The organism is Nocardia abscessus (genome assembly GCF_015477775.1).
In the GTDB taxonomy this organism is placed as follows: domain Bacteria; phylum Actinomycetota; class Actinomycetes; order Mycobacteriales; family Mycobacteriaceae; genus Nocardia; species Nocardia abscessus_A.
In genome coordinates, this window is sequence record NZ_JADLQO010000002.1 from 230,457 (window position 1) to 246,737 (window position 16,281).

Consider the following 16,281-nt stretch of genomic DNA (forward strand, 5'->3'; position numbering starts at 1 on the left):
CTGCGGAATATGCGAACTGCCGTGCTGTCGGCAGTGGCGGCGTCGCTCCTGGCCGTCACGGGCACAGCACTGTATGCCGGCGACCGATCGCAGCAGCGCGAGATATGGCTCGACGGTTGGTCCGCCGCGCAGATGGCCGCCGCCGATGTGGCGGGGGCCAACTGGTCTACGAAAGGCTTTGTCGACCAGACCATCCGGCAGACCGTGCGCCCAACCCTCGCAGGCGAATCCGTCCGGATCACGCTGTCCAATCTCTTCGGCGATCGCCCGTTGCGGATAGCGGCGGGCACGATCGCGCGCAGCGCTGAAGGGGCGGCGGTGCATCCGGGCACCGTGCGGCCACTCACCTTCGGCGGTGCGCAGGGCGCGGTGATCCCGCGCGGCGCCGAGTTCACCTCCGACGCCACCGATTTCCCGGTCACCGCGCGACAGTCGATTACCGTGACCCTCTATCTGAGCGAGGTAACCGGGCCGGCCACCTTCCACTTCCTCGGCAACGCCACCTCATACCGCGCGGACGGCGATCACAGCGCCGATACCCCCGGTGCGGCATTCACCGAGTCCGACGACTCCTGGTACTACCTGGCCGACGTCGAAGTCCGGGGCGCACCGAATCGCGACGGTGTGGTTGCCTTCGGCGATTCCATCACCGACGGCGCGGGCGCCGGCACCGACGCGGACAACCGATACCCCGATGCTCTGGCCGATCGCCTCGCCGACGACGCGCCCCGAGCCGTGCTCAACACCGGAATCGGCGGAAACCGGATCGTGTCGGACTCGGATTACCTGGGCCAACGCGCGGCCACCCGATTCCGCCGAGATGTGCTCGACAAGAACGGAATCGGCACCGTGATCCTGCTCTCGGGCATCAACGACATCGGGGCCAGTGAACTCCCCGAGCTGTGGCTGCGACCGAATCCCGAGGTCTCCGCCGAGCAGCTGATCGCCGAATATCGGCTCCTCATCCACATGGCACGTGCGGACGGTCTGCGCATCATCGGCGGCACCCTGCTTCCTTATCGCGGAGCCCCGTACTACAGCGAACGCGGCGAACGGGTCCGGGACGCGGTCAACTCCTGGATACGAAGCTCCGGCGAATTCGACGCCGTCATCGACTTCGAGCGCGCTCTCGCGAACCCCTCGGACCCGGACGTCCTCGCCGCGCCGTTCGACAGCGGAGACCACCTGCATCCCAATCCCACCGGGTATTCGGTAATGGCCGACGCCGCCGCGCGCGTCCTGAACGAGACGGACGACTAAGGCGCCTCTCCCGATGGGCGCCAAACCGCCCATCGGGTGAGAGCGGAATCAGTTCGTCGGCTCCCGGGGCTCGTCATCCGGGGCGGCGAGTTCCGGTGCGACTTCCCGGGTCGCCATTCCACCGTGGCGGCCCTGATCGGTCGGGCCCGGTGCGACGCCCTTCGGCCGCTCTGTGTCCTTTTCGTCTTCGTCGGGGTCTTGTGCGCGTGGCATGGCAGCCCTCCTCGGTTGTCGGATCGACCTACCCGCCTGGACCTGTTTCAATCCCGGGCCGCCACGCTTTGCCGAATAGACCAGAACCGCCGTTTACTTTCAGCTATCGTTCGATGGCAGAGCAACCGCTCGACGGGAGACCAGGGATGCCGGCGCGGCCGTGAGTCCGGGAGCCCGTGCAAGCCGAGCGGTCGAGCATCGACCGCTCTGTTCCACCGAGGAGCCGCATGTACCCCGGCGCACACGTCGACCGATTCCCCGAAAAACCAGCGGTTGTTCTCGCCGAAAGCGGCGAAGTGCTGACCTACCGGGAACTGGAGGAGAATTCGGTTCGGCTCGCCCGGCACCTGCACGACGCGGGGCTGCGCAAGGGCGATCACGTCGCGCTGCTGTCGGGAAACGACCCGAAGGTCTACGAGGTCTACTGGGCGGCGTTGCGAACCGGGCTTTACATCACCGCGGTCAACCGGCACCTGTCGCCGAGCGAGATCAGCTACATCGTGAACGACTGCGCAGCGCGGGCATTGATCGTGTCGGCCGGTCTCGCCGACGCCGCTGAGCAGATCGTCGCGCAAACCCCGGCGGTCGACATCCGGCTGGCCTTCGGCGGCCACGTGCCGGGATACAAGTCCTACGAGGACGCCCAGGCGGCAGCGTCGCCCGAACCTCTGCCGGATCAGCCGCGCGGTGCGGACATGCTCTACTCCTCCGGTACCACCGGACGCCCCAAGGGCATCGAGCAGCCGCTGCCGGATCGGCAGGTGGGCGACGCACCCGGCGACACCTACACCGCGATCTTCGGCCCGCTCTACGGATTCGACACCGAGACCGTCTACCTGTCTCCCGCCCCGCTCTATCACGCCGCGCCGCTGCGCTTCGGCGGCGTGGTCCACGCCCTCGGCGGAACGCTCGTGGTGATGGAGAAGTTCGACGCCGAACAGGCACTGGCCGCGATCGAGCGCTACCGCGTGACGCACAGCCAGTGGGTACCGACCATGTTCGTCCGGATGCTGAAACTCGACGAGGCCGTCCGCGCCCGCTACGACGTGTCCAGCCTGCGGGTCGCCGTGCACGCGGCCGCCCCGTGCCCCGTCGACGTGAAACGGGCGATGATCGACTGGTGGGGCCCGATCCTGCACGAGTACTACGCCTCGACCGAGGCCAACGGGGCGACCTTCATCGACAGCGACCAGTGGTTGCGCAAGCCGGGCTCGGTCGGCAAGGCCGGTCTGGGAACCATCCGGGTCTGCGGCGACGACGGCGCGGAACTTCCCACGGGCGAGATCGGCACCATCTACTTCGAACGCGACGAGGTTCCCTTCGCCTATCACAACGATCCCGCGAAGACGGCCGACGCGATTCACCCCGGCCACCCGACCTGGACCACCACCGGCGACATCGGCTACGTCGACGAAGAGGGCTACCTGTTCCTCACCGACCGGAAGGCCTTCATGATCATCTCCGGTGGCGTGAACATCTATCCGCAGGAGGTCGAGGACGCGCTCGCCCTGCATCCGAAGGTGCTGGACGTGGCCGTGATCGGCGTGCCCGACGAGGAGATGGGCGAATCGGTCAAGGCCGTCGTCCAGCCCGCGCCGGGCGCCGAGCCCGGCCCCGCGCTCGCCGCGGAGCTGCGTGGCTACCTGCGCGATCGCATCGCGCACTACAAGGTGCCCAGGAGTTTCGACTTCGCCGACGACCTGCCGCGAACCCCCACCGGCAAGCTGGTCAAGGGCAAACTCCGCCAACGTTACGTGTGACCGCGAGGTCGGCGGCGGCTGTGCTCGAGCGGGCTAGGCGACCAGGGTGAGGTGAGCGGCTGCGACCTGACCGGTATCGGCCGCTCGCCTCATCAGGCGGGCGATGGCGCCGGCCACCTGGCCGGGCTGCTCGAGGATCACCGAGTGACCGGCGCCGTCGACCATCACGAAGTCGGAGTACTCGACGGCCGCGGCCATGGCGACGGAATGCGACGGCGGCGTCATCAGGTCACCGGAGCCGCACAGCACCAGCGTGGGGATCCGCGAGAGAACCTCGAGTGCGTCGGTCCGGTCGTAGACCATGAATTCGCTCAGGAAGGCCGCCATCGTGACGATCGGCGTCTCGTTGCGCATCGCGTTGGCCAGCGCCAGCACCCGCGAGCTGACCTTGCGATCGCCGAATTCCGCCGTACGGATGACCGGGGCGAAGAGTCTGCAGGCCACGAGCTTCGCGTGGTGCATCAGGCCCGGAGCACGACGCACCGCCGCTTGGAAGGCGGAAACGACCGGATTGCGCAGAAGGCGGCCGAAGCCCGCGTCGGCGAGCCCGCTCGCGGCCGTCGCGAGGAGTGCGACGCCGACGACGCGAGTGCCGATCTCGTGCGGATGCCGAGCGGCGTAGGTCAGCACGGTCATGCCGCCCATCGAGTGGCCGACGAGGACGACCGGTCCGGTGGGGGCGACCGCGTCGAGCACGTCGCGCAGGTCGCGGCCCAGCTGCTCGAGGTTGTAGGTTCGCCGGGACGCCGCCGCGGAGTCGCCGTGGCCGCGGTGGTCGTAGCAGACCACCCTGGCGCCCGGGTATCGGCGCAGCAGCGCGTCGCGCACGTAGGTCCAGGACTCGGTGCGCAGGCAGTGGCCGTGCAAGAGGACGACGGTGAGGTCGGCATCGCGCGGACCGTATTCGCGAACCGCGAGAGCGACGCCGTCTTCGGTCGATACCGTGGCACGCCGTTCCGCCACGGTGGGGATGGTGGTGAGGATCGACATGAGCGGCTCCGGATCGCTGGCGGTGATGTGTTCAACCTTCCGCCTTGTTCGCCACCGGCAGCAGGCCCCCGAGAGTGTGGGTCCTTTCCCCAAGGTGGAGCCGATCACCACCTAGGGTGGCGGTGTGGGCTCGTGCGCCGGATCGACCCCGAGCACACCGAGGGCGAAATCGCCGTACTGCGTGGCCACTTCCTCGGGTGTCGCCGGGCCGGATTCGCGGAACCACTGTGGGATGCCGGTGCACATGGTGGCTATGGCTCGCCCCGCGGCGCGGGTGTTGTGGGTGGCGACGCGGCCCTCGGAGCTTGCCTCCGCGATCGCGTCGTCGAGGATGGCCTGGATACCGCGGCGGGAGCGAGCGATGCGCGCGCGTTCGCCCGGGGAGAGGCTGCGCATCTCGCTGGCGCCGATGAAACCGAGCTCGCGGCGGTGGGTGTGGAACAGGGCCAAGGCTTCGACGATCAGGCGCACCCGGTGGATGCTGTCGCGGCCCTCGGCGCGGGCGGCCCGCACTCGCCAGTGCAGTTCGTCCATGGTCAGGTCGAGGATGCGGACCAGCAGGTCGTGTTTGTCGCGGTAGTGGTGGTAGAGGCCGGGCACGCTGGTGCCCGCCCGCCGGGCGAGGGCGCGCACGGTCGTGCCGTGATAGCCGATCTCGACGAAAGAGGCGATGGCGGCGGCCAGCACCGGATCCACATGCAACGGATCGAACGCGCGCCAGCCGCCCTGCGCACCGGGGGTGTCGGCCGGGCGAGAGATCGGCCCGGCCGGGGAAGAAGTGGCGCCGAGCAACTGGGCAACGGGCACGCCGAGGACATCGGACAGGCGGATGAGCCGCGCGATCGAGATTCCGGTCTTTCCGGTCTCCACGGCGCTGAGGGTCGCGGGGCTCACCTCGAGCCGCCGGGCCACTTCGCGCAGCGACAGTCCGGTCGCCCGGCGCGCACGGCGGATCGCCGCGTGGGGTGCGGCGTCCTCGGCCTCATTTCGCATAGCGTTCAGAATAACTGAACAACGCGTGACCGCAGCTTGCCGAAGAGTATCGACTACATTCGCGCCTTTGACACCCACCGAGCCCAGTGGGACAGTGTTCAGATGGAGCGATCGTTCGGTCACACGAACAGGCTCCGGATATCGAGGAGGAATACGCGATGCCGATCGATCTGACCTATTCCGAGGAAGTCCGGGCGCTGACCGACCGCACCCGCGCATTCGTGCGGGAGACGGTGCTGCCGATCGAGGACGAATACCACGGCGATATCACCGCCGCGGGCGGCGACGGGCTGCGCGCCGCGCTGAACAAGCAGGCGCGCGATGCCGGAGTCTTCGCGCCGCACGCACCCGTGGAGTACGGCGGTCACGGACTGTCGATGTCGGATCGCGCGCCGGTATTCGAGGAGGCGGGTTACTCGCTGTTCGGGCCGACGGCGCTCAATATCGCGGCGCCGGACGAGGGCAACGTCCACATGCTCGCCCACATCGCCGATCCGGAGCAGAAGTCCCGCTATCTGGAGCCGCTCGCCCGCGGCGAGGTGCGTTCGGCCTTCGCGATGACCGAGCCCGCGCCCGGCGCCGGCTCCGATCCGGCGGCGCTGGCCACCCGCGCCAGCCAGGTGGACGGCGGCTGGCGGATCAACGGCCACAAGCACTTCATCACCGGCGCCGAGGGGGCGGGCTTCTTCATCGTGATGGCCCGAACCTCCGGCGAACCGGGGCAGCGCGGCGGCGCGACCATGTTCCTGGCGCCCGCCGACACGCCCGGCCTGCGCGTGGGCAGGCACATCACCACGCTGGACCGGGCCATGATCGGCGGCCACTGCGAGGTCTTCTTCGAAGACATGTTCGTCCCCGACGAGGCGGTGCTCGGCGCCGTCGATCGCGGTTTCGAATACGCCCAGGTCCGGCTGGGCCCGGCCCGGATGACGCACGTCATGCGGTGGCTGGGCGCGGCGCGGCGCGGACACGACATCGCCGTCGAGCGGGTCGCTCAGCGCGAAGGCTTCGGGGCGCGCATCGGCGATCTCGGCATGGCGCAGAAGATGATCGCCGACAACGAGATCGACATCGCCGCCACCCGGGCGCTACTGGTGCGCGCCTGCTGGGAACTGGACAACGGGGAGCACGCGGGCAACGCCACGTCCATCGCGAAGACATTCGCCGCCGAGGCGATCTTCCGCATCGTCGACCGCAGCATCCAGCTGTGCGGCGGACTCGGCGTCTCCGACGACCTCCCGCTGGCGCGCCTTTCTCGTGAAGTGCGGCCGTTCCGCATCTACGACGGCCCCTCCGAGGTGCACCGCTGGGCCATCGCCAAGCGTGCGGTGAGCGCCGCCCGCCGCGCGGCCCGGGACTGACCGCCCTCGGCCTTCGTGCCCCCGTCCCGGCCTCGCCGTCGCCGGTATTCGGCACGCGAGTCGGGAGGGGGCCCCTTCGTTGTCGAAGCCGGTCGGTCCACGATGGTGATGAGGGAAAGGAGAGTCGTATGTCAGCGCATGATCGCCAATACCTCATCCTTTTGGATCCGGGAAACCTCGGCGGCGACGCCGTTCGGACCGAGTTCTTCGAATGGCTGCGGACAACCGACGGCAGAGTCGTCCAGGACGGCGGCGCCAATCGAGTAGTCATCACTTCGGCGCCGGAGGTCGCCGAACGGCTCACGGGCCTCGAGTACGTGCTCGCCGTCGAGCCGTACGCCTAGCCGCGCCTCGCGGGCCGTGGCAGCGGCCGGCGATGACGATCCGCCGCCGCCAGCGGAGCTGACGGCGGCGGTGTCGGCAGCCCGGCGAACCGGGCGGGTGGATTACCGTCCGTGCTGATGCGCGGACTGGCGGGCCTCGTCGACGTCGGCCTCGGCCCTGGCCTTCTCGGCCGCGGCTTCCTTACCGGCCGCCTCGCGCTGCGATTCCGCCTTGTCCTGCTGCGCGCGGCCCTCGTCCTTCAGGCCCTCTTTACCGGTGAGGGTACCGGCCGCTTCCTTCACCTTGCCCTTGGCATCTTCGACGACGCCCTCGACGCCTTCCCGGGCACCGCTTCCATGTTCAGCCACAATAACCTCCTGGAATATCGGAACAAGCTGACATCTCGCGCATACCCGGGAGACCGGCCTCGAACCGTCTCCGGCGAGAAAGTTCGGATCCGGGGCTTCAGCGCAGCGGGGTGCTCTCGCTCGGTCCCTGCCGATACCGCGTCATCGTGAGCCGCTGCTCACGGTCGTTGTACTCCGGGATCGGCAGCGGGAACCAGTAGCTGCCATCGAGCCAGGCCTGACCCAGCAGGGGCACCGGCTTCTGCAGGATATTGACGCCCTTGCCGTGCGGCGGGCTCTCGAACGCTCCGACCGGCGCGCCGTCGATGAAGAACTCCACGCGTTCCTCGGTGAGACGCACGGCGTAGGCGTGATCGTCCGACAGCAGTGCCGGGTCCAGCGGCGTGATCTGCGGGACCAGCTCGCCGCCCCGTTTGACCATCAGGAAGAAGCCGCGGGGCAGGTCCTGACCGAGGACGTTGAAGATCGGCCGGGTGAGTTCGCTTGCGTCGCCGAGGAATCCGTGCGAACCGTTGTACATGAACCAGGCGATCTCGAGTCCGAGTGGATCGATCGAGCGGTTCGAGACGCCCCAGCCCGCGGTGCCGTTGTGGGTCGTCAGGTCGGGCGCGCCCTTGATGTCGATGGTCATCGTCTGGCCTGGTTCGAACACCGGCTTGGCGAGGACCTCGGAGTTGTTGTAGGGGAACAGGCCATCACGTGTCGGCGGGTTGACGAAGGTCACGCCCCCGGGGCCGTAGCCGGTGGACGAATACCCGACGTTCGTGTTGCACCAGTCCCCCACCGGCGCGGACGCGAAGTTCTCGTCCATCGCCCTGGTCGGCCGCGGTTCGCCGGTGCCGATGTAGCCGGCGAAGGCATTGATGTTCAGCACCGCGCAGTTGGGTAAGCCGTCGTCGGCGCCCGGAACCTGGATATTCGGATCGGCCACTGCCCCCACCGTTGCCATCACCGTGCAGAGCACCGCGCTGGTTACTCCCGCCGCCGTCCTGATCGTTTTCCGGCCGTGTCCATTGCCCACTGATCTTCTCCCGATATGAGTCGATGAGATGTTGCGATGAAAAATGTATCAACATCTCATCGTGTCGTGCTGTCGTCCTCCTCACGCACCGCCGCGCGTTTAGAGCCCGATTTCCCTGTTACGCAGCTCGATTCGCGCCCGCGCCCGCCGCGCGCCTTCCCCCGGAGGCAGCCAGATTGATAAGATAAGTCTCAAAACATCTCATTGCCACAACGTCCGTGGCCTGCGGAAGCGAGTAGTCCGATGCCGTGCTGTCTCCTTGCCGGTTACCTCGTCGCCGGTGTTCGCCGGCTCCGGCATCGGCTGCGGGGCCGATCCGAGCACCCCGGGGAATTCCACAGCGTGGAATTCCCGCCCACCGCCTATCGCGTCGGCCCGGCAGCCGTCCCCGCTTCCGGCGCGGCACGGCACGAGGCCGCGGCATGACCAGCGCACCGGCCGCACACACCCTGCCTCCGGTCACCGAGTCGAACGAGGACGATCTGGCGGCCCAGCGCTTCGTCCTCGACCTCGCCCTGCAACCTCTCGACCGGTTCGACGGTTTCGACCGCATCGAGCAGATCGGGGGCAGCGCACTGCGATACCAGCTGAACTTCATCACCTACGCGCTCGCGATGGCGCAATACACGAGGACGCCTGCCTTCACCGGTTACCTCGCCGAAGCGCAGCGCAACGCCATCCTCAAGATGTGCGACAAGCGGGTGTGGGGATATTGGGCGACCGAGAGCCTGATCGGCTACGCCCGCAGGGAAACCGATCCGATGCGGCATGCGAATGTCATGTACACCGGCTATTTCGGCGTCATGATCGGTCTCTACGAAACGCTCAACGCCGATCCGAGCTTCGACCGGCCCGGCTCGTTGACGCTGCGATGGAGTCCGAGCCGGGTACACGAGTACGACTTCGCCCGGCTCAGCCGCGCGCTCCGGCGAAATATGCTCGCACGCAAGAACTGTCCGCAGTACGCCTGCGAACCCCACCTGATCTATCCGATCTGCAATGTCTTCGCCTACAACACTTTGGTGATGCACGACCGCCTGCACGGCACCGCGCTCACCGGCGATCTGGTCGACCGGATCCGGCACAGCTATCTGCACGACGGATGGCGTCTGCGCAACGGCCGCTTCATCCCGGGCAGGCTCGGCCCGTCGATCACCATCAGCAGGCCGGTGCTCGGCTACGACGCCGGCATGGTCGCCTGGCTCAACGCGAAGATGCCCGATCTCGCGCGCGGCACCTGGACCACCCTGCGGGACAGATTCATCGACTTCGACGGGCACGACGTACGGCTGCGCGGCCGTTCGCGCGCACGCGTCGACCTCGGCAACTACAACGTGGTCAACGGTGACGGGATGACGCGGATCTTCGTGGCCACCGCCGCGGCGGAGATGGGCGAGACCGACCTCGCCGCCGCCCTCGTCCGCTCCATGCACGACCGGTATCGAGTCGTGGAACGCAACGGCGCCCGCCGCTTCGCCGGAGTCTCGACGGTGACCAACGCCCACCACGCGCTCGCCCGGTTCAACCGGCCCGACGGATTGCGGGACCTCATCCTCGGTACGGTGCCGCCGGAGTGGCGGACCGGCCCGATCCTCGGCGTCGCGCCTTATCCGGATGTCCTGGTCGCCAAGGCGGTCACCGACGGCAGCGCACTCGAGCTGGTGCTCCGACCCGGCAGCGGGGCGAAACGAGTGCGGCTGGGGCTGCAGCGGCTGATCCCGCACCGCGGTTACCGCCTCGTCGGCGCGACCGAGTCGATGCTGGTCGCCGACGAAAACGGCGACGGGCTCATCGAGGTCGACCTGGGCGGGCGGCGCGACGTGCGCGTCACTCCGGCGTAGATCGCGTGCACCACTCCGGCCTGCCGCCCGCGGTGAACTGGGCGATGATCGTCCTGTGCGTCGGCGGCGCGGCGGTAGCGGCCGCCGGCTTTCTCGGTTCACGCACCGCGGCGCGACGACTCGACCGGTATGGCGGACAGGGCTCGGAACTCTTCCACTTGGTCATGCTCGCCGCCATGGCCGTGATGGGGAACCAGTGGAGCGAGGCGCTCTCGGCCACGCGCTGGCGCCAACTGTTCGGCGCCCTCGCCATCGCGTCGCTGTTGTGGCTGATCGCCGGCACACGCGGCCGTCCCGGCGAGCGCGAGCATCGGATCGGCGCCGCCCTCTATCACTGTGTCGCGGCGCTCTCGATGGTCTACGCGACTCTCGGGTCCCCCACTGCCGCCTCAGGGCACGCCCACCATGCGGCCACCGACCACACGGCGGATCTGCCGTGCCCGATGCTCGGCTGGCTTCTCGCGGGCGTGTTCCTCCTCGACGCGCTGGTCGCGGCGGCGGCCGTGATCCGCCCGCCCGGCGGCGTCGAGTCGACCCGCCGCCGCCTCGTTGTCACGGTGTTCCCGCATCTGGCCATGGACATCGCGATGACGGCGATGCTCGTCGCAAGCCTGGCGTAACTCTGAACCTCGGGAGTCGCCCGGATCGCCGATAGAAAAGTTCGATCGCGCGCTGGATCCGACTCTCCTCTGGTGGCGCCGAAGCTCCGCGTGTGTCTGAATATTTTCTGCCACAAGCGGTTTGGAGATATTCATACGATGCGCTGACACGCACGAAACAACCAGGGGACGATGAGCCAGCCCACGAAAAGCCCGACCGCCGCGGTCCGCGACTTCGTGTCCGCCTGCCAGACGCTGACCAGCCTGATCGAGCTCGCCGGACACCCCGCGACCTCCCCACGCCTTCGGGTGACCTTGGCCGAGTACTGCCGCGCTCACGCCAAGGCCGATCCCGGGTTGGCGGCGAGCTTGTCCTTGTGGAAGCGGCGCCGTGCTTCCCTGACGCCGAACGACCACGAGGCGATCGGACACGTCCTCGTCCGGGACGGCGCCATCCTGCGCGCGGTCAGCCACTGATCGCGGCCGAAGCGCCGCTCAGCGATTCCCGGCTCGAGCGCCGGGCTGGTCATGCCTTTTCATCGACGCCGCCCGCCGCCGACAATGTCAGCTCCACGGGTTCGGACGGCTGACCGGGACGGAACACGCAGCGGGTACAGGTGTAGATCGTGGGCATGCATTCGTTGCAGTGCACGCAGGCCGACCGGGTGGAAGCGTCGGATCGGATGCGATGCAAGAGGTTCGGCTCCCGCAGCAGCGCACGGCCCATCGCGACGAACTCGAAGCCTTCCGCCATCGCGAGCCGCATGGTGTCCAGCTCGGTGATGCCGCCGAGCAGGATCAGCGGCATCGACAGTTCCCGCCGGAAGTGGCGCGCGCGCTCGAGCAGATACGCCTCCCGGTACGGATACTCCTTCAGGAATGCCTTGCCCACCAGACGAAAACCCCAGCGCGCCGGTACCGGAAGAACGTCGGCGAACGACTTCAGCGGTGCGTCGCCATGGAACAGCAGCATCGGGTTGAGCAGTGAACTGCCCGCCGTCAGCTCCAGCGCGTCCAGCGTGCCGTCGGCTTCCAACCAGGCGGCGACCTGCACCGACTCGGGCACCGTGAGCCCGCCGCGCACGCCGTCTTCCATGTTCAGCTTGGCGGTCACGGCCAGACGGCCACCCACGGCTCGCCGCACGGCCGCGGCAATCTCCCGCGCCAACCGTGCCCGGTTGGCCAGGGTGCCGCCGAACCGGTCTTTGCGGCGGTTAAGTTTGGGGCTCAGAAACGAGCTGACCAGGTAGTTGTGCCCGAAGTGGATCTCGACCGCATCGAAGCCGGCCTGTTCGGCCAGCTTCGCCGCGTCGGCATGGGCGGCCACGAGTTCGCGGATCCCGTTCTCGTCGGGAGTTCGCATCATGCGCATCGAGAGCGGGCTGAGCATCCGGCTCGGTGCGAGCGCCGGAGCCCGGTTGGAGGCCGCGTTGGCCACCGGGCCGGCATGACCGATCTGCGCACTCACCGCGGCGCCCTCCCGGTGGACCGCGTCGGTGAGTCTGCGCAGTCCCGGCACGGCATCGGGGCGCATCCAGATCTGATGCCGGTCGGTCCGGCCGCCGGGAGCGACCGCGCAGTACGCCACGGTCGTCATCCCGACGCCACCGGCGGCGACCTCGCGATGGAACTCGATCAGTTCGTCGGTCACCAGAGCGTCCGGCGTGCGGCCTTCGAATGTCGCGGCTTTGATCACCCGGTTGCGAAGGGTGATCGGCCCGAGCTGGGCCGGTGCGAATACGTCGTTCATCGTTTCTCTCCTGTCGGCGCGGTCAAGCCGGCCACCACGAAATCCCGGAGGGTGGCCACCGCCTCCTGCGACATCTCTCGTTGCTCCGCACTCCCGAATCGCATGATGACGAGGTCGAACGCCAACATCCACCGCCGCCGGCTCTCGCGTTCGCTCACCCCGGGCAAGAGGCTCACCCACGAATTGATCAGGAACCAGGGCTGACGCCATTCGGTCACATGCCTGCCGAGGACGAATTGCGCCAGCAACCGCAGGTGCAACCGACCCATCGGATCGGCCGACAACGCGACGAAGGGCTCGATCACCGCATCCACCACTTCGGTGATGGAGCCGCGCCCGCCGGTGACAGCGGACAGCCTGCTCTCCCACACGGGCCCCAGCCGCTCCTCGAGCAGCGCCGCGACAAGGGCGTCCTTCGACCCGAAGTGATAGTGCACCGCCGCCGGATTCGCGTTCGCCTCGGCGCAGATCCCGCGCACCGACACCTCGTCGTAGCGCCCCTCGAGCAGCAGCCGTTCGGCAGCCGTCAGCAGACGATCACGGGTGGTCGTGGAGTCGGAGACCTGTTTCGGCATGCGCTCAGTCAACCACGTTCCCATCAATGGTTCAATCATTGATTGAACCATTGATGGTGCATATAACCTACCGCTGCCGAGACGTCTCAGCGGCTGTCCTCGTCAGCGAAGGGCACCGGACAACAGGGGCTTTCGCTGCAGGCGATCAGGTCGTCACATCCGGCCGCGAGCGCGGCCCGCAGGGTGTCGCGCACCGCGGTCAATTCGGCGAGTTTCGCGTCCACCTCGGCCAGTTTGGCCGCCGCGCGCGCCTGCAACCCGGCATCGGCCCGGCGGCGGCCCCTCCGGGTGGCGGCGAGCAGATCGGCGATCTCGTCCAAGGTGAAGCCCAGCCGCTGGGCGGCCTTGATCACGCGCAGCATGGTGAGCGCCCGCTCCGGATACAGGCGATGACCGCCCGGGGACCGGTCCGGTTCGGCGAGAATTCCTCGTCGCTCGTAGTAGCGCAGCGTCTGGATATTCACTCCGGCAGCCGCGGCCAGCTCACCGGTGCGCAGTTCGGTCATCGGTATTCGCCGCCGATCGAGATGCTCACTCGGCGGGCGAACGCGTCCGAGACGTCGACCTGCGTGCCGGAAATCTCGATGGGCGGCACCGGCCCGGGCTCGGCGAAGAACCACCCGAAGATCGCGGCCCGCCCTGCCCGCCGGGCGGCGGGCGGGGCGCACGTCTCCGGCATCCGATCGGCGGAGAAGGCATCGTTGGTCATGACGCCACGGTAAGCCGGTACCCAGGTACCGGATGCAACCTTCGGAGTCGTTAACCGGATCACGGACGCGGCAGGCGTCTGCCCAGCCGCGATCTTTCGAGTCAGGAATTACCCGCGATGATCACCTCGGGGATGCCGGTGCCCAACGGGACTGCCCGGCACACCGGAGCCGGACTGCCCGGATCGAGGACGGTGAGCAGCAACTCCTGCACGAACGGGTCATACACCATGTGGAAGTGCCCGGTGAGATCGGCGGGACACAGGTCCTGCAGGGCGAGGTTCCGCGCGCCCGGCCCCCGCAGCGCGATGTTCTCGAACGGCTGGATCATCTCGTCGACGCGGCTGCCGATGGTCACGTACCGCACACCGGGCACCGTGTCGCCGCCCGCGTTGAGGGCGAGCATGATCGGCGACCCCTCGGCCTGCTGCACCGCGGCGAGCGAGGTCACCGCGGCGAATGCCTGCAACGCTCCGGGGATCGCCTGGGCGACCGGCACCAGCCCGTACATCACGCCGCCGTAACTGGGCGAAGCGAGGCCGACCCACTGGTCGACCTCGGGCGCACCGCCCAGCTTGTTGACGTAGTACCGGGTCACGTTCGCGCCCTGCGAGAACCCGACCAAGTCGACCTTGTCCGCCCGGGTCGCCGCGAGCACCTGATCGACGAACGCGCCGATCTGGTAGGCGCTGAGCACCAGATCCTCGGTGCCGTAGCTCTCCGCCCCGGGCTTGCCGCCGTAGTTCATCGCGAAAACGCAGAATCCGGCCGCGGTCAGTCGCGGCGCGATCCCTGACCAGTCGGAATAGGCCGAGGAATCGGTCCCGTGCGCGAGTACCACCGGATGGGGATGCGCGGCGCTCGGCACGCAGGTGAAATCATTGGTCCCGCTCGGAACCGCGTTCGGGTGACTCTTCTGATACCACGCGGCGGCCAGGTGATCGGATTGCGGCGGCGCGGCGTACGTCGGTACATCGGGCGGCCGGAAGCCGACGGGCTCGGCCGAGACCACGCCCGTGCCCAGCGCGGTGGCGCAGGCGACCACGAAGGCCAGCACAGCGCCACGCAAGTGTGAAATACCCCAGGCTCCCGACCCAGTCGACTGTCGCATATCACAATGATCGCTCCGATCGGCTCGAAATGCCCGCGCTATCGGGGTGTTTCGCCTCCCCTACTTCTCGGGGGTCTCATCCTCGGCGAGGATGCGGTAAAGGGACTTGCGGGTCTCGGTGAGCAACTCCGCCGCACGCGCCGCCTGCTGCGGGGTGCCCGCCGCCGCGACCTGGGCGACCGCGCCCATCAACTGCCCGACGAGCCCGCGCAGATCCATCGCCTGCGCCCCGACATCCTGCTGCACGTCCGCCCACGGATCGCCCAGTTCGTCCCGGTGCGCCGTGACATACTCGGTGCCGGTCTCGGTGAGCTTCGCGGTTTTACGTCCGGCCACCTTCTCGATGAGGACCAGGCCCTCGTCCTCCAACTGCGCCAGCGCCGGGTAGATCGATCCCGGGCTCGGCCGCCAGATGTCGTCGCTGCGTTCCCGGATCTGCTGGATCAGTTCGTATCCGTGCATGGGTCGCTCGGTGAGCAGCAGCAACACGGCCGCCCGGACGTCACCGCGCCTGCCGCGGCCGCCCCGGCCGCGGCCACGACCGAAGTGCGGACCGAAGCCGGGTCCGAAACCGGGGCCGAAGCCCGGCCCGAATTCTGGGCCGAAGCCGTGCCGTCCGCCCCGGCGGAAGCGCAGCCCGCGTTCGAAGCCCTCGTGACCGGGCTGTGGTCCACGACCACGCCGGCCGAATTCTCGTTGTTCTCGGTGTTCCATCTCGGCCTCCCAAGGCTCTCGTGTTCTTCTCACGTTATCGACGATATATCGGCAATGCATCTAATGCAAGGCCCGGTTCGATTGTCCGGACCCGCCGGGCGGTCAGCCCGCCAACGAGTCGATCCAGCGCGTCAGCCTCGCGCCCTCCGTGACCATGAGCTCCGGATCACGAAAAGTGTTGGTGAGCAGCGATATTCCCTGATAAGCAGCAACGTAGGCGACCGCGAGTTCCCGGGCGTCGGCACGTGCCATCGCAGCGAACTGCCGTTCGGCCCAGTTCACCAAAACGCGCATCACATCGGCCGCCGCACTGTCCAACCCGTCGCCCCGCTTGTCCAGTTCCGACGACAAGGTGCCGAACGGGCAGCCGTAACGCACGGTCTGGTCACGATCGGCGACCCACCCCGCGATGAGCGCTTTCAGTCGCTCCACGGGCGTGTCGTGCCGGTCGCTCGCCGCGATGACCGCCTCGAGGATGCGTGCGTGCGAACCGATCGCCGCCTCGATGAGCTGGTCTTTCGTCTTGAAGTAGTAGTAGACGTTGCCGACCGGAACATCCGCGTCGCGAGCGATGTCGGCGATCGTCGTCTTCTCCACGCCCTGTTGGTAGAACACCCGCACGGCGGCTTCGACCAACCGCTCCCGTTTGCCCGCCCTGGTCCCCGCTTGTGAGTCAGTCACACAACTAACTGTA

19 protein-coding genes are annotated in these 16,281 nt (G+C 68.1%); 7 read left to right on the forward strand and 12 right to left on the reverse strand.

Translation table 11 applies throughout. The annotated features are described in order from the left end of the window. Window positions 1-9 precede the first annotated feature (9 nt). Window positions 10-1,260: an SGNH/GDSL hydrolase family protein gene (locus tag IU450_RS06610; RefSeq protein ID WP_195148900.1), complete on the forward strand. Its 1,251-nt coding sequence runs from the start codon at window positions 10-12 to the stop codon at window positions 1,258-1,260. A gap of 48 nt (window positions 1,261-1,308) precedes the next feature. On the opposite strand, the gene IU450_RS06615 is transcribed toward IU450_RS06610, so the two are convergent. Then, window positions 1,309-1,473 carry a hypothetical protein gene (locus IU450_RS06615; protein WP_195148901.1) on the reverse strand — a complete coding sequence of 55 codons (165 nt, stop codon included), beginning with the start codon at window positions 1,471-1,473 and terminating at the stop codon, window positions 1,309-1,311. A gap of 227 nt (window positions 1,474-1,700) precedes the next feature. Between IU450_RS06615 and IU450_RS06620 the strand changes: the two genes are divergently transcribed. After that, window positions 1,701-3,233: an acyl-CoA synthetase gene (locus tag IU450_RS06620; RefSeq protein WP_195148902.1), complete on the forward strand. Its 1,533-nt coding sequence runs from the start codon at window positions 1,701-1,703 to the stop codon at window positions 3,231-3,233. 33 nt (window positions 3,234-3,266) lie between these two features. Here the strand turns inward: IU450_RS06620 and IU450_RS06625 are convergent, their stop codons facing one another. Together IU450_RS06625 and IU450_RS06630 are read right to left on the reverse strand one after the other, a co-directional pair. Further along, window positions 3,267-4,223: an alpha/beta fold hydrolase gene (locus tag IU450_RS06625; RefSeq protein WP_195148903.1), complete on the reverse strand. Its 957-nt coding sequence runs from the start codon at window positions 4,221-4,223 to the stop codon at window positions 3,267-3,269. 111 nt (window positions 4,224-4,334) lie between these two features. After that, complete coding sequence (locus IU450_RS06630) at window positions 4,335-5,216, reverse strand: TetR family transcriptional regulator (RefSeq protein WP_195148904.1); 882 nt, start codon at window positions 5,214-5,216, stop codon at window positions 4,335-4,337. A gap of 158 nt (window positions 5,217-5,374) precedes the next feature. Between IU450_RS06630 and IU450_RS06635 the strand changes: the two genes are divergently transcribed. Next, window positions 5,375-6,577 carry an acyl-CoA dehydrogenase family protein gene (locus tag IU450_RS06635; RefSeq protein WP_195148905.1) on the forward strand — a complete coding sequence of 401 codons (1,203 nt, stop codon included), beginning with the start codon at window positions 5,375-5,377 and terminating at the stop codon, window positions 6,575-6,577. A gap of 128 nt (window positions 6,578-6,705) precedes the next feature. Next, a complete protein-coding gene (locus IU450_RS06640) occupies window positions 6,706-6,921 on the forward strand; it encodes a hypothetical protein (RefSeq protein WP_195148906.1) in 216 nt (71 codons plus the stop codon). A gap of 102 nt (window positions 6,922-7,023) precedes the next feature. Here IU450_RS06640 and IU450_RS06645 read toward each other — a convergent pair whose 3' ends face one another. Together IU450_RS06645 and IU450_RS06650 are read right to left on the reverse strand one after the other, a co-directional pair. After that, a complete protein-coding gene (locus IU450_RS06645) occupies window positions 7,024-7,269 on the reverse strand; it encodes a CsbD family protein (protein ID WP_195095360.1) in 246 nt (81 codons plus the stop codon). 97 nt (window positions 7,270-7,366) lie between these two features. Next, a complete protein-coding gene (locus tag IU450_RS06650) occupies window positions 7,367-8,200 on the reverse strand; it encodes a hypothetical protein (protein WP_324197570.1) in 834 nt (277 codons plus the stop codon). Window positions 8,201-8,712: 512 nt separating this feature from the next. Here IU450_RS06650 and IU450_RS06655 point away from each other — a divergent pair. From IU450_RS06655 to IU450_RS06665, 3 genes are all read left to right on the forward strand, one after another. Further along, window positions 8,713-10,131 carry a hypothetical protein gene (locus tag IU450_RS06655; protein WP_195148907.1) on the forward strand — a complete coding sequence of 473 codons (1,419 nt, stop codon included), beginning with the start codon at window positions 8,713-8,715 and terminating at the stop codon, window positions 10,129-10,131. Window positions 10,132-10,136: 5 nt separating this feature from the next. After that, window positions 10,137-10,751, forward strand: coding sequence for a DUF5134 domain-containing protein (locus IU450_RS06660; protein WP_195148908.1), 615 nt, complete (start codon window positions 10,137-10,139; stop codon window positions 10,749-10,751). A gap of 171 nt (window positions 10,752-10,922) precedes the next feature. Then, a complete protein-coding gene (locus IU450_RS06665) occupies window positions 10,923-11,207 on the forward strand; it encodes a hypothetical protein (RefSeq protein WP_195148909.1) in 285 nt (94 codons plus the stop codon). A 49-nt stretch (window positions 11,208-11,256) separates the two neighbouring features. On the opposite strand, the gene IU450_RS06670 is transcribed toward IU450_RS06665, so the two are convergent. The 7 genes from IU450_RS06670 to IU450_RS06700 all read right to left on the reverse strand — a co-directional run bounded on the left by IU450_RS06670 (window position 11,257) and on the right by IU450_RS06700 (window position 16,268). Then, complete coding sequence (locus IU450_RS06670) at window positions 11,257-12,480, reverse strand: NADH:flavin oxidoreductase (RefSeq protein ID WP_195148910.1); 1,224 nt, start codon at window positions 12,478-12,480, stop codon at window positions 11,257-11,259. Next, window positions 12,477-13,055, reverse strand: a complete 579-nt coding sequence (locus IU450_RS06675) for a TetR/AcrR family transcriptional regulator (RefSeq protein ID WP_195148911.1) — start codon at window positions 13,053-13,055, stop codon at window positions 12,477-12,479. The genes IU450_RS06670 and IU450_RS06675 overlap by 4 nt, the downstream gene beginning before the upstream one ends. Before the next feature lie 86 nt (window positions 13,056-13,141). After that, the gene (locus IU450_RS06680) at window positions 13,142-13,561 is read right to left on the reverse strand and encodes a MerR family transcriptional regulator (RefSeq protein ID WP_195148912.1); all 420 of its coding nucleotides are present in this window, start codon (window positions 13,559-13,561) and stop codon (window positions 13,142-13,144) included. After that, the gene (locus IU450_RS06685) at window positions 13,558-13,764 is read right to left on the reverse strand and encodes a hypothetical protein (RefSeq protein WP_195148913.1); all 207 of its coding nucleotides are present in this window, start codon (window positions 13,762-13,764) and stop codon (window positions 13,558-13,560) included. Before IU450_RS06685 ends, IU450_RS06680 begins: the two co-directional genes overlap by 4 nt. Before the next feature lie 101 nt (window positions 13,765-13,865). Then, window positions 13,866-14,873 (reverse strand): esterase/lipase family protein, encoded by a 1,008-nt coding sequence (locus IU450_RS06690; protein WP_195148914.1) that lies wholly within the window; start codon window positions 14,871-14,873, stop codon window positions 13,866-13,868. A gap of 60 nt (window positions 14,874-14,933) precedes the next feature. After that, the gene (locus IU450_RS06695) at window positions 14,934-15,587 is read right to left on the reverse strand and encodes a PadR family transcriptional regulator (protein ID WP_195149556.1); all 654 of its coding nucleotides are present in this window, start codon (window positions 15,585-15,587) and stop codon (window positions 14,934-14,936) included. Between the two features lie 102 nt (window positions 15,588-15,689). Continuing rightward, on the reverse strand, window positions 15,690-16,268 hold the full coding sequence (locus IU450_RS06700; RefSeq protein WP_195148915.1) for a TetR/AcrR family transcriptional regulator: 579 nt from the start codon (window positions 16,266-16,268) through the stop codon (window positions 15,690-15,692). Window positions 16,269-16,281 lie beyond the last annotated feature (13 nt).

Bases quoted from the DNA above. Each gene is read 5' to 3' on its own strand.
- IU450_RS06685 (WP_195148913.1), bottom strand. From the start codon at position 13,764: ATGACCAACGATGCCTTCTCCGCCGATCGGATGCCGGAGACGTGCGCC.
- IU450_RS06675 (WP_195148911.1), bottom strand. From the start codon at position 13,055: ATGCCGAAACAGGTCTCCGACTCCACGACCACCCGTGATCGTCTGCTG.
- IU450_RS06670 (WP_195148910.1), bottom strand. From the start codon at position 12,480: ATGAACGACGTATTCGCACCGGCCCAGCTCGGGCCGATCACCCTTCGC.
- IU450_RS06615 (WP_195148901.1), bottom strand. From the start codon at position 1,473: ATGCCACGCGCACAAGACCCCGACGAAGACGAAAAGGACACAGAGCGG.
- IU450_RS06695 (WP_195149556.1), bottom strand. From the start codon at position 15,587: ATGGAACACCGAGAACAACGAGAATTCGGCCGGCGTGGTCGTGGACCA.
- IU450_RS06625 (WP_195148903.1), bottom strand. From the start codon at position 4,223: ATGTCGATCCTCACCACCATCCCCACCGTGGCGGAACGGCGTGCCACG.
- IU450_RS06610 (WP_195148900.1), top strand. From the start codon at position 10: ATGCGAACTGCCGTGCTGTCGGCAGTGGCGGCGTCGCTCCTGGCCGTC.
- IU450_RS06640 (WP_195148906.1), top strand. From the start codon at position 6,706: ATGTCAGCGCATGATCGCCAATACCTCATCCTTTTGGATCCGGGAAAC.
- IU450_RS06665 (WP_195148909.1), top strand. From the start codon at position 10,923: ATGAGCCAGCCCACGAAAAGCCCGACCGCCGCGGTCCGCGACTTCGTG.
- IU450_RS06630 (WP_195148904.1), bottom strand. From the start codon at position 5,216: ATGCGAAATGAGGCCGAGGACGCCGCACCCCACGCGGCGATCCGCCGT.
- IU450_RS06635 (WP_195148905.1), top strand. From the start codon at position 5,375: ATGCCGATCGATCTGACCTATTCCGAGGAAGTCCGGGCGCTGACCGAC.
- IU450_RS06680 (WP_195148912.1), bottom strand. From the start codon at position 13,561: ATGACCGAACTGCGCACCGGTGAGCTGGCCGCGGCTGCCGGAGTGAAT.
- IU450_RS06690 (WP_195148914.1), bottom strand. From the start codon at position 14,873: ATGCGACAGTCGACTGGGTCGGGAGCCTGGGGTATTTCACACTTGCGT.
- IU450_RS06655 (WP_195148907.1), top strand. From the start codon at position 8,713: ATGACCAGCGCACCGGCCGCACACACCCTGCCTCCGGTCACCGAGTCG.
- IU450_RS06620 (WP_195148902.1), top strand. From the start codon at position 1,701: ATGTACCCCGGCGCACACGTCGACCGATTCCCCGAAAAACCAGCGGTT.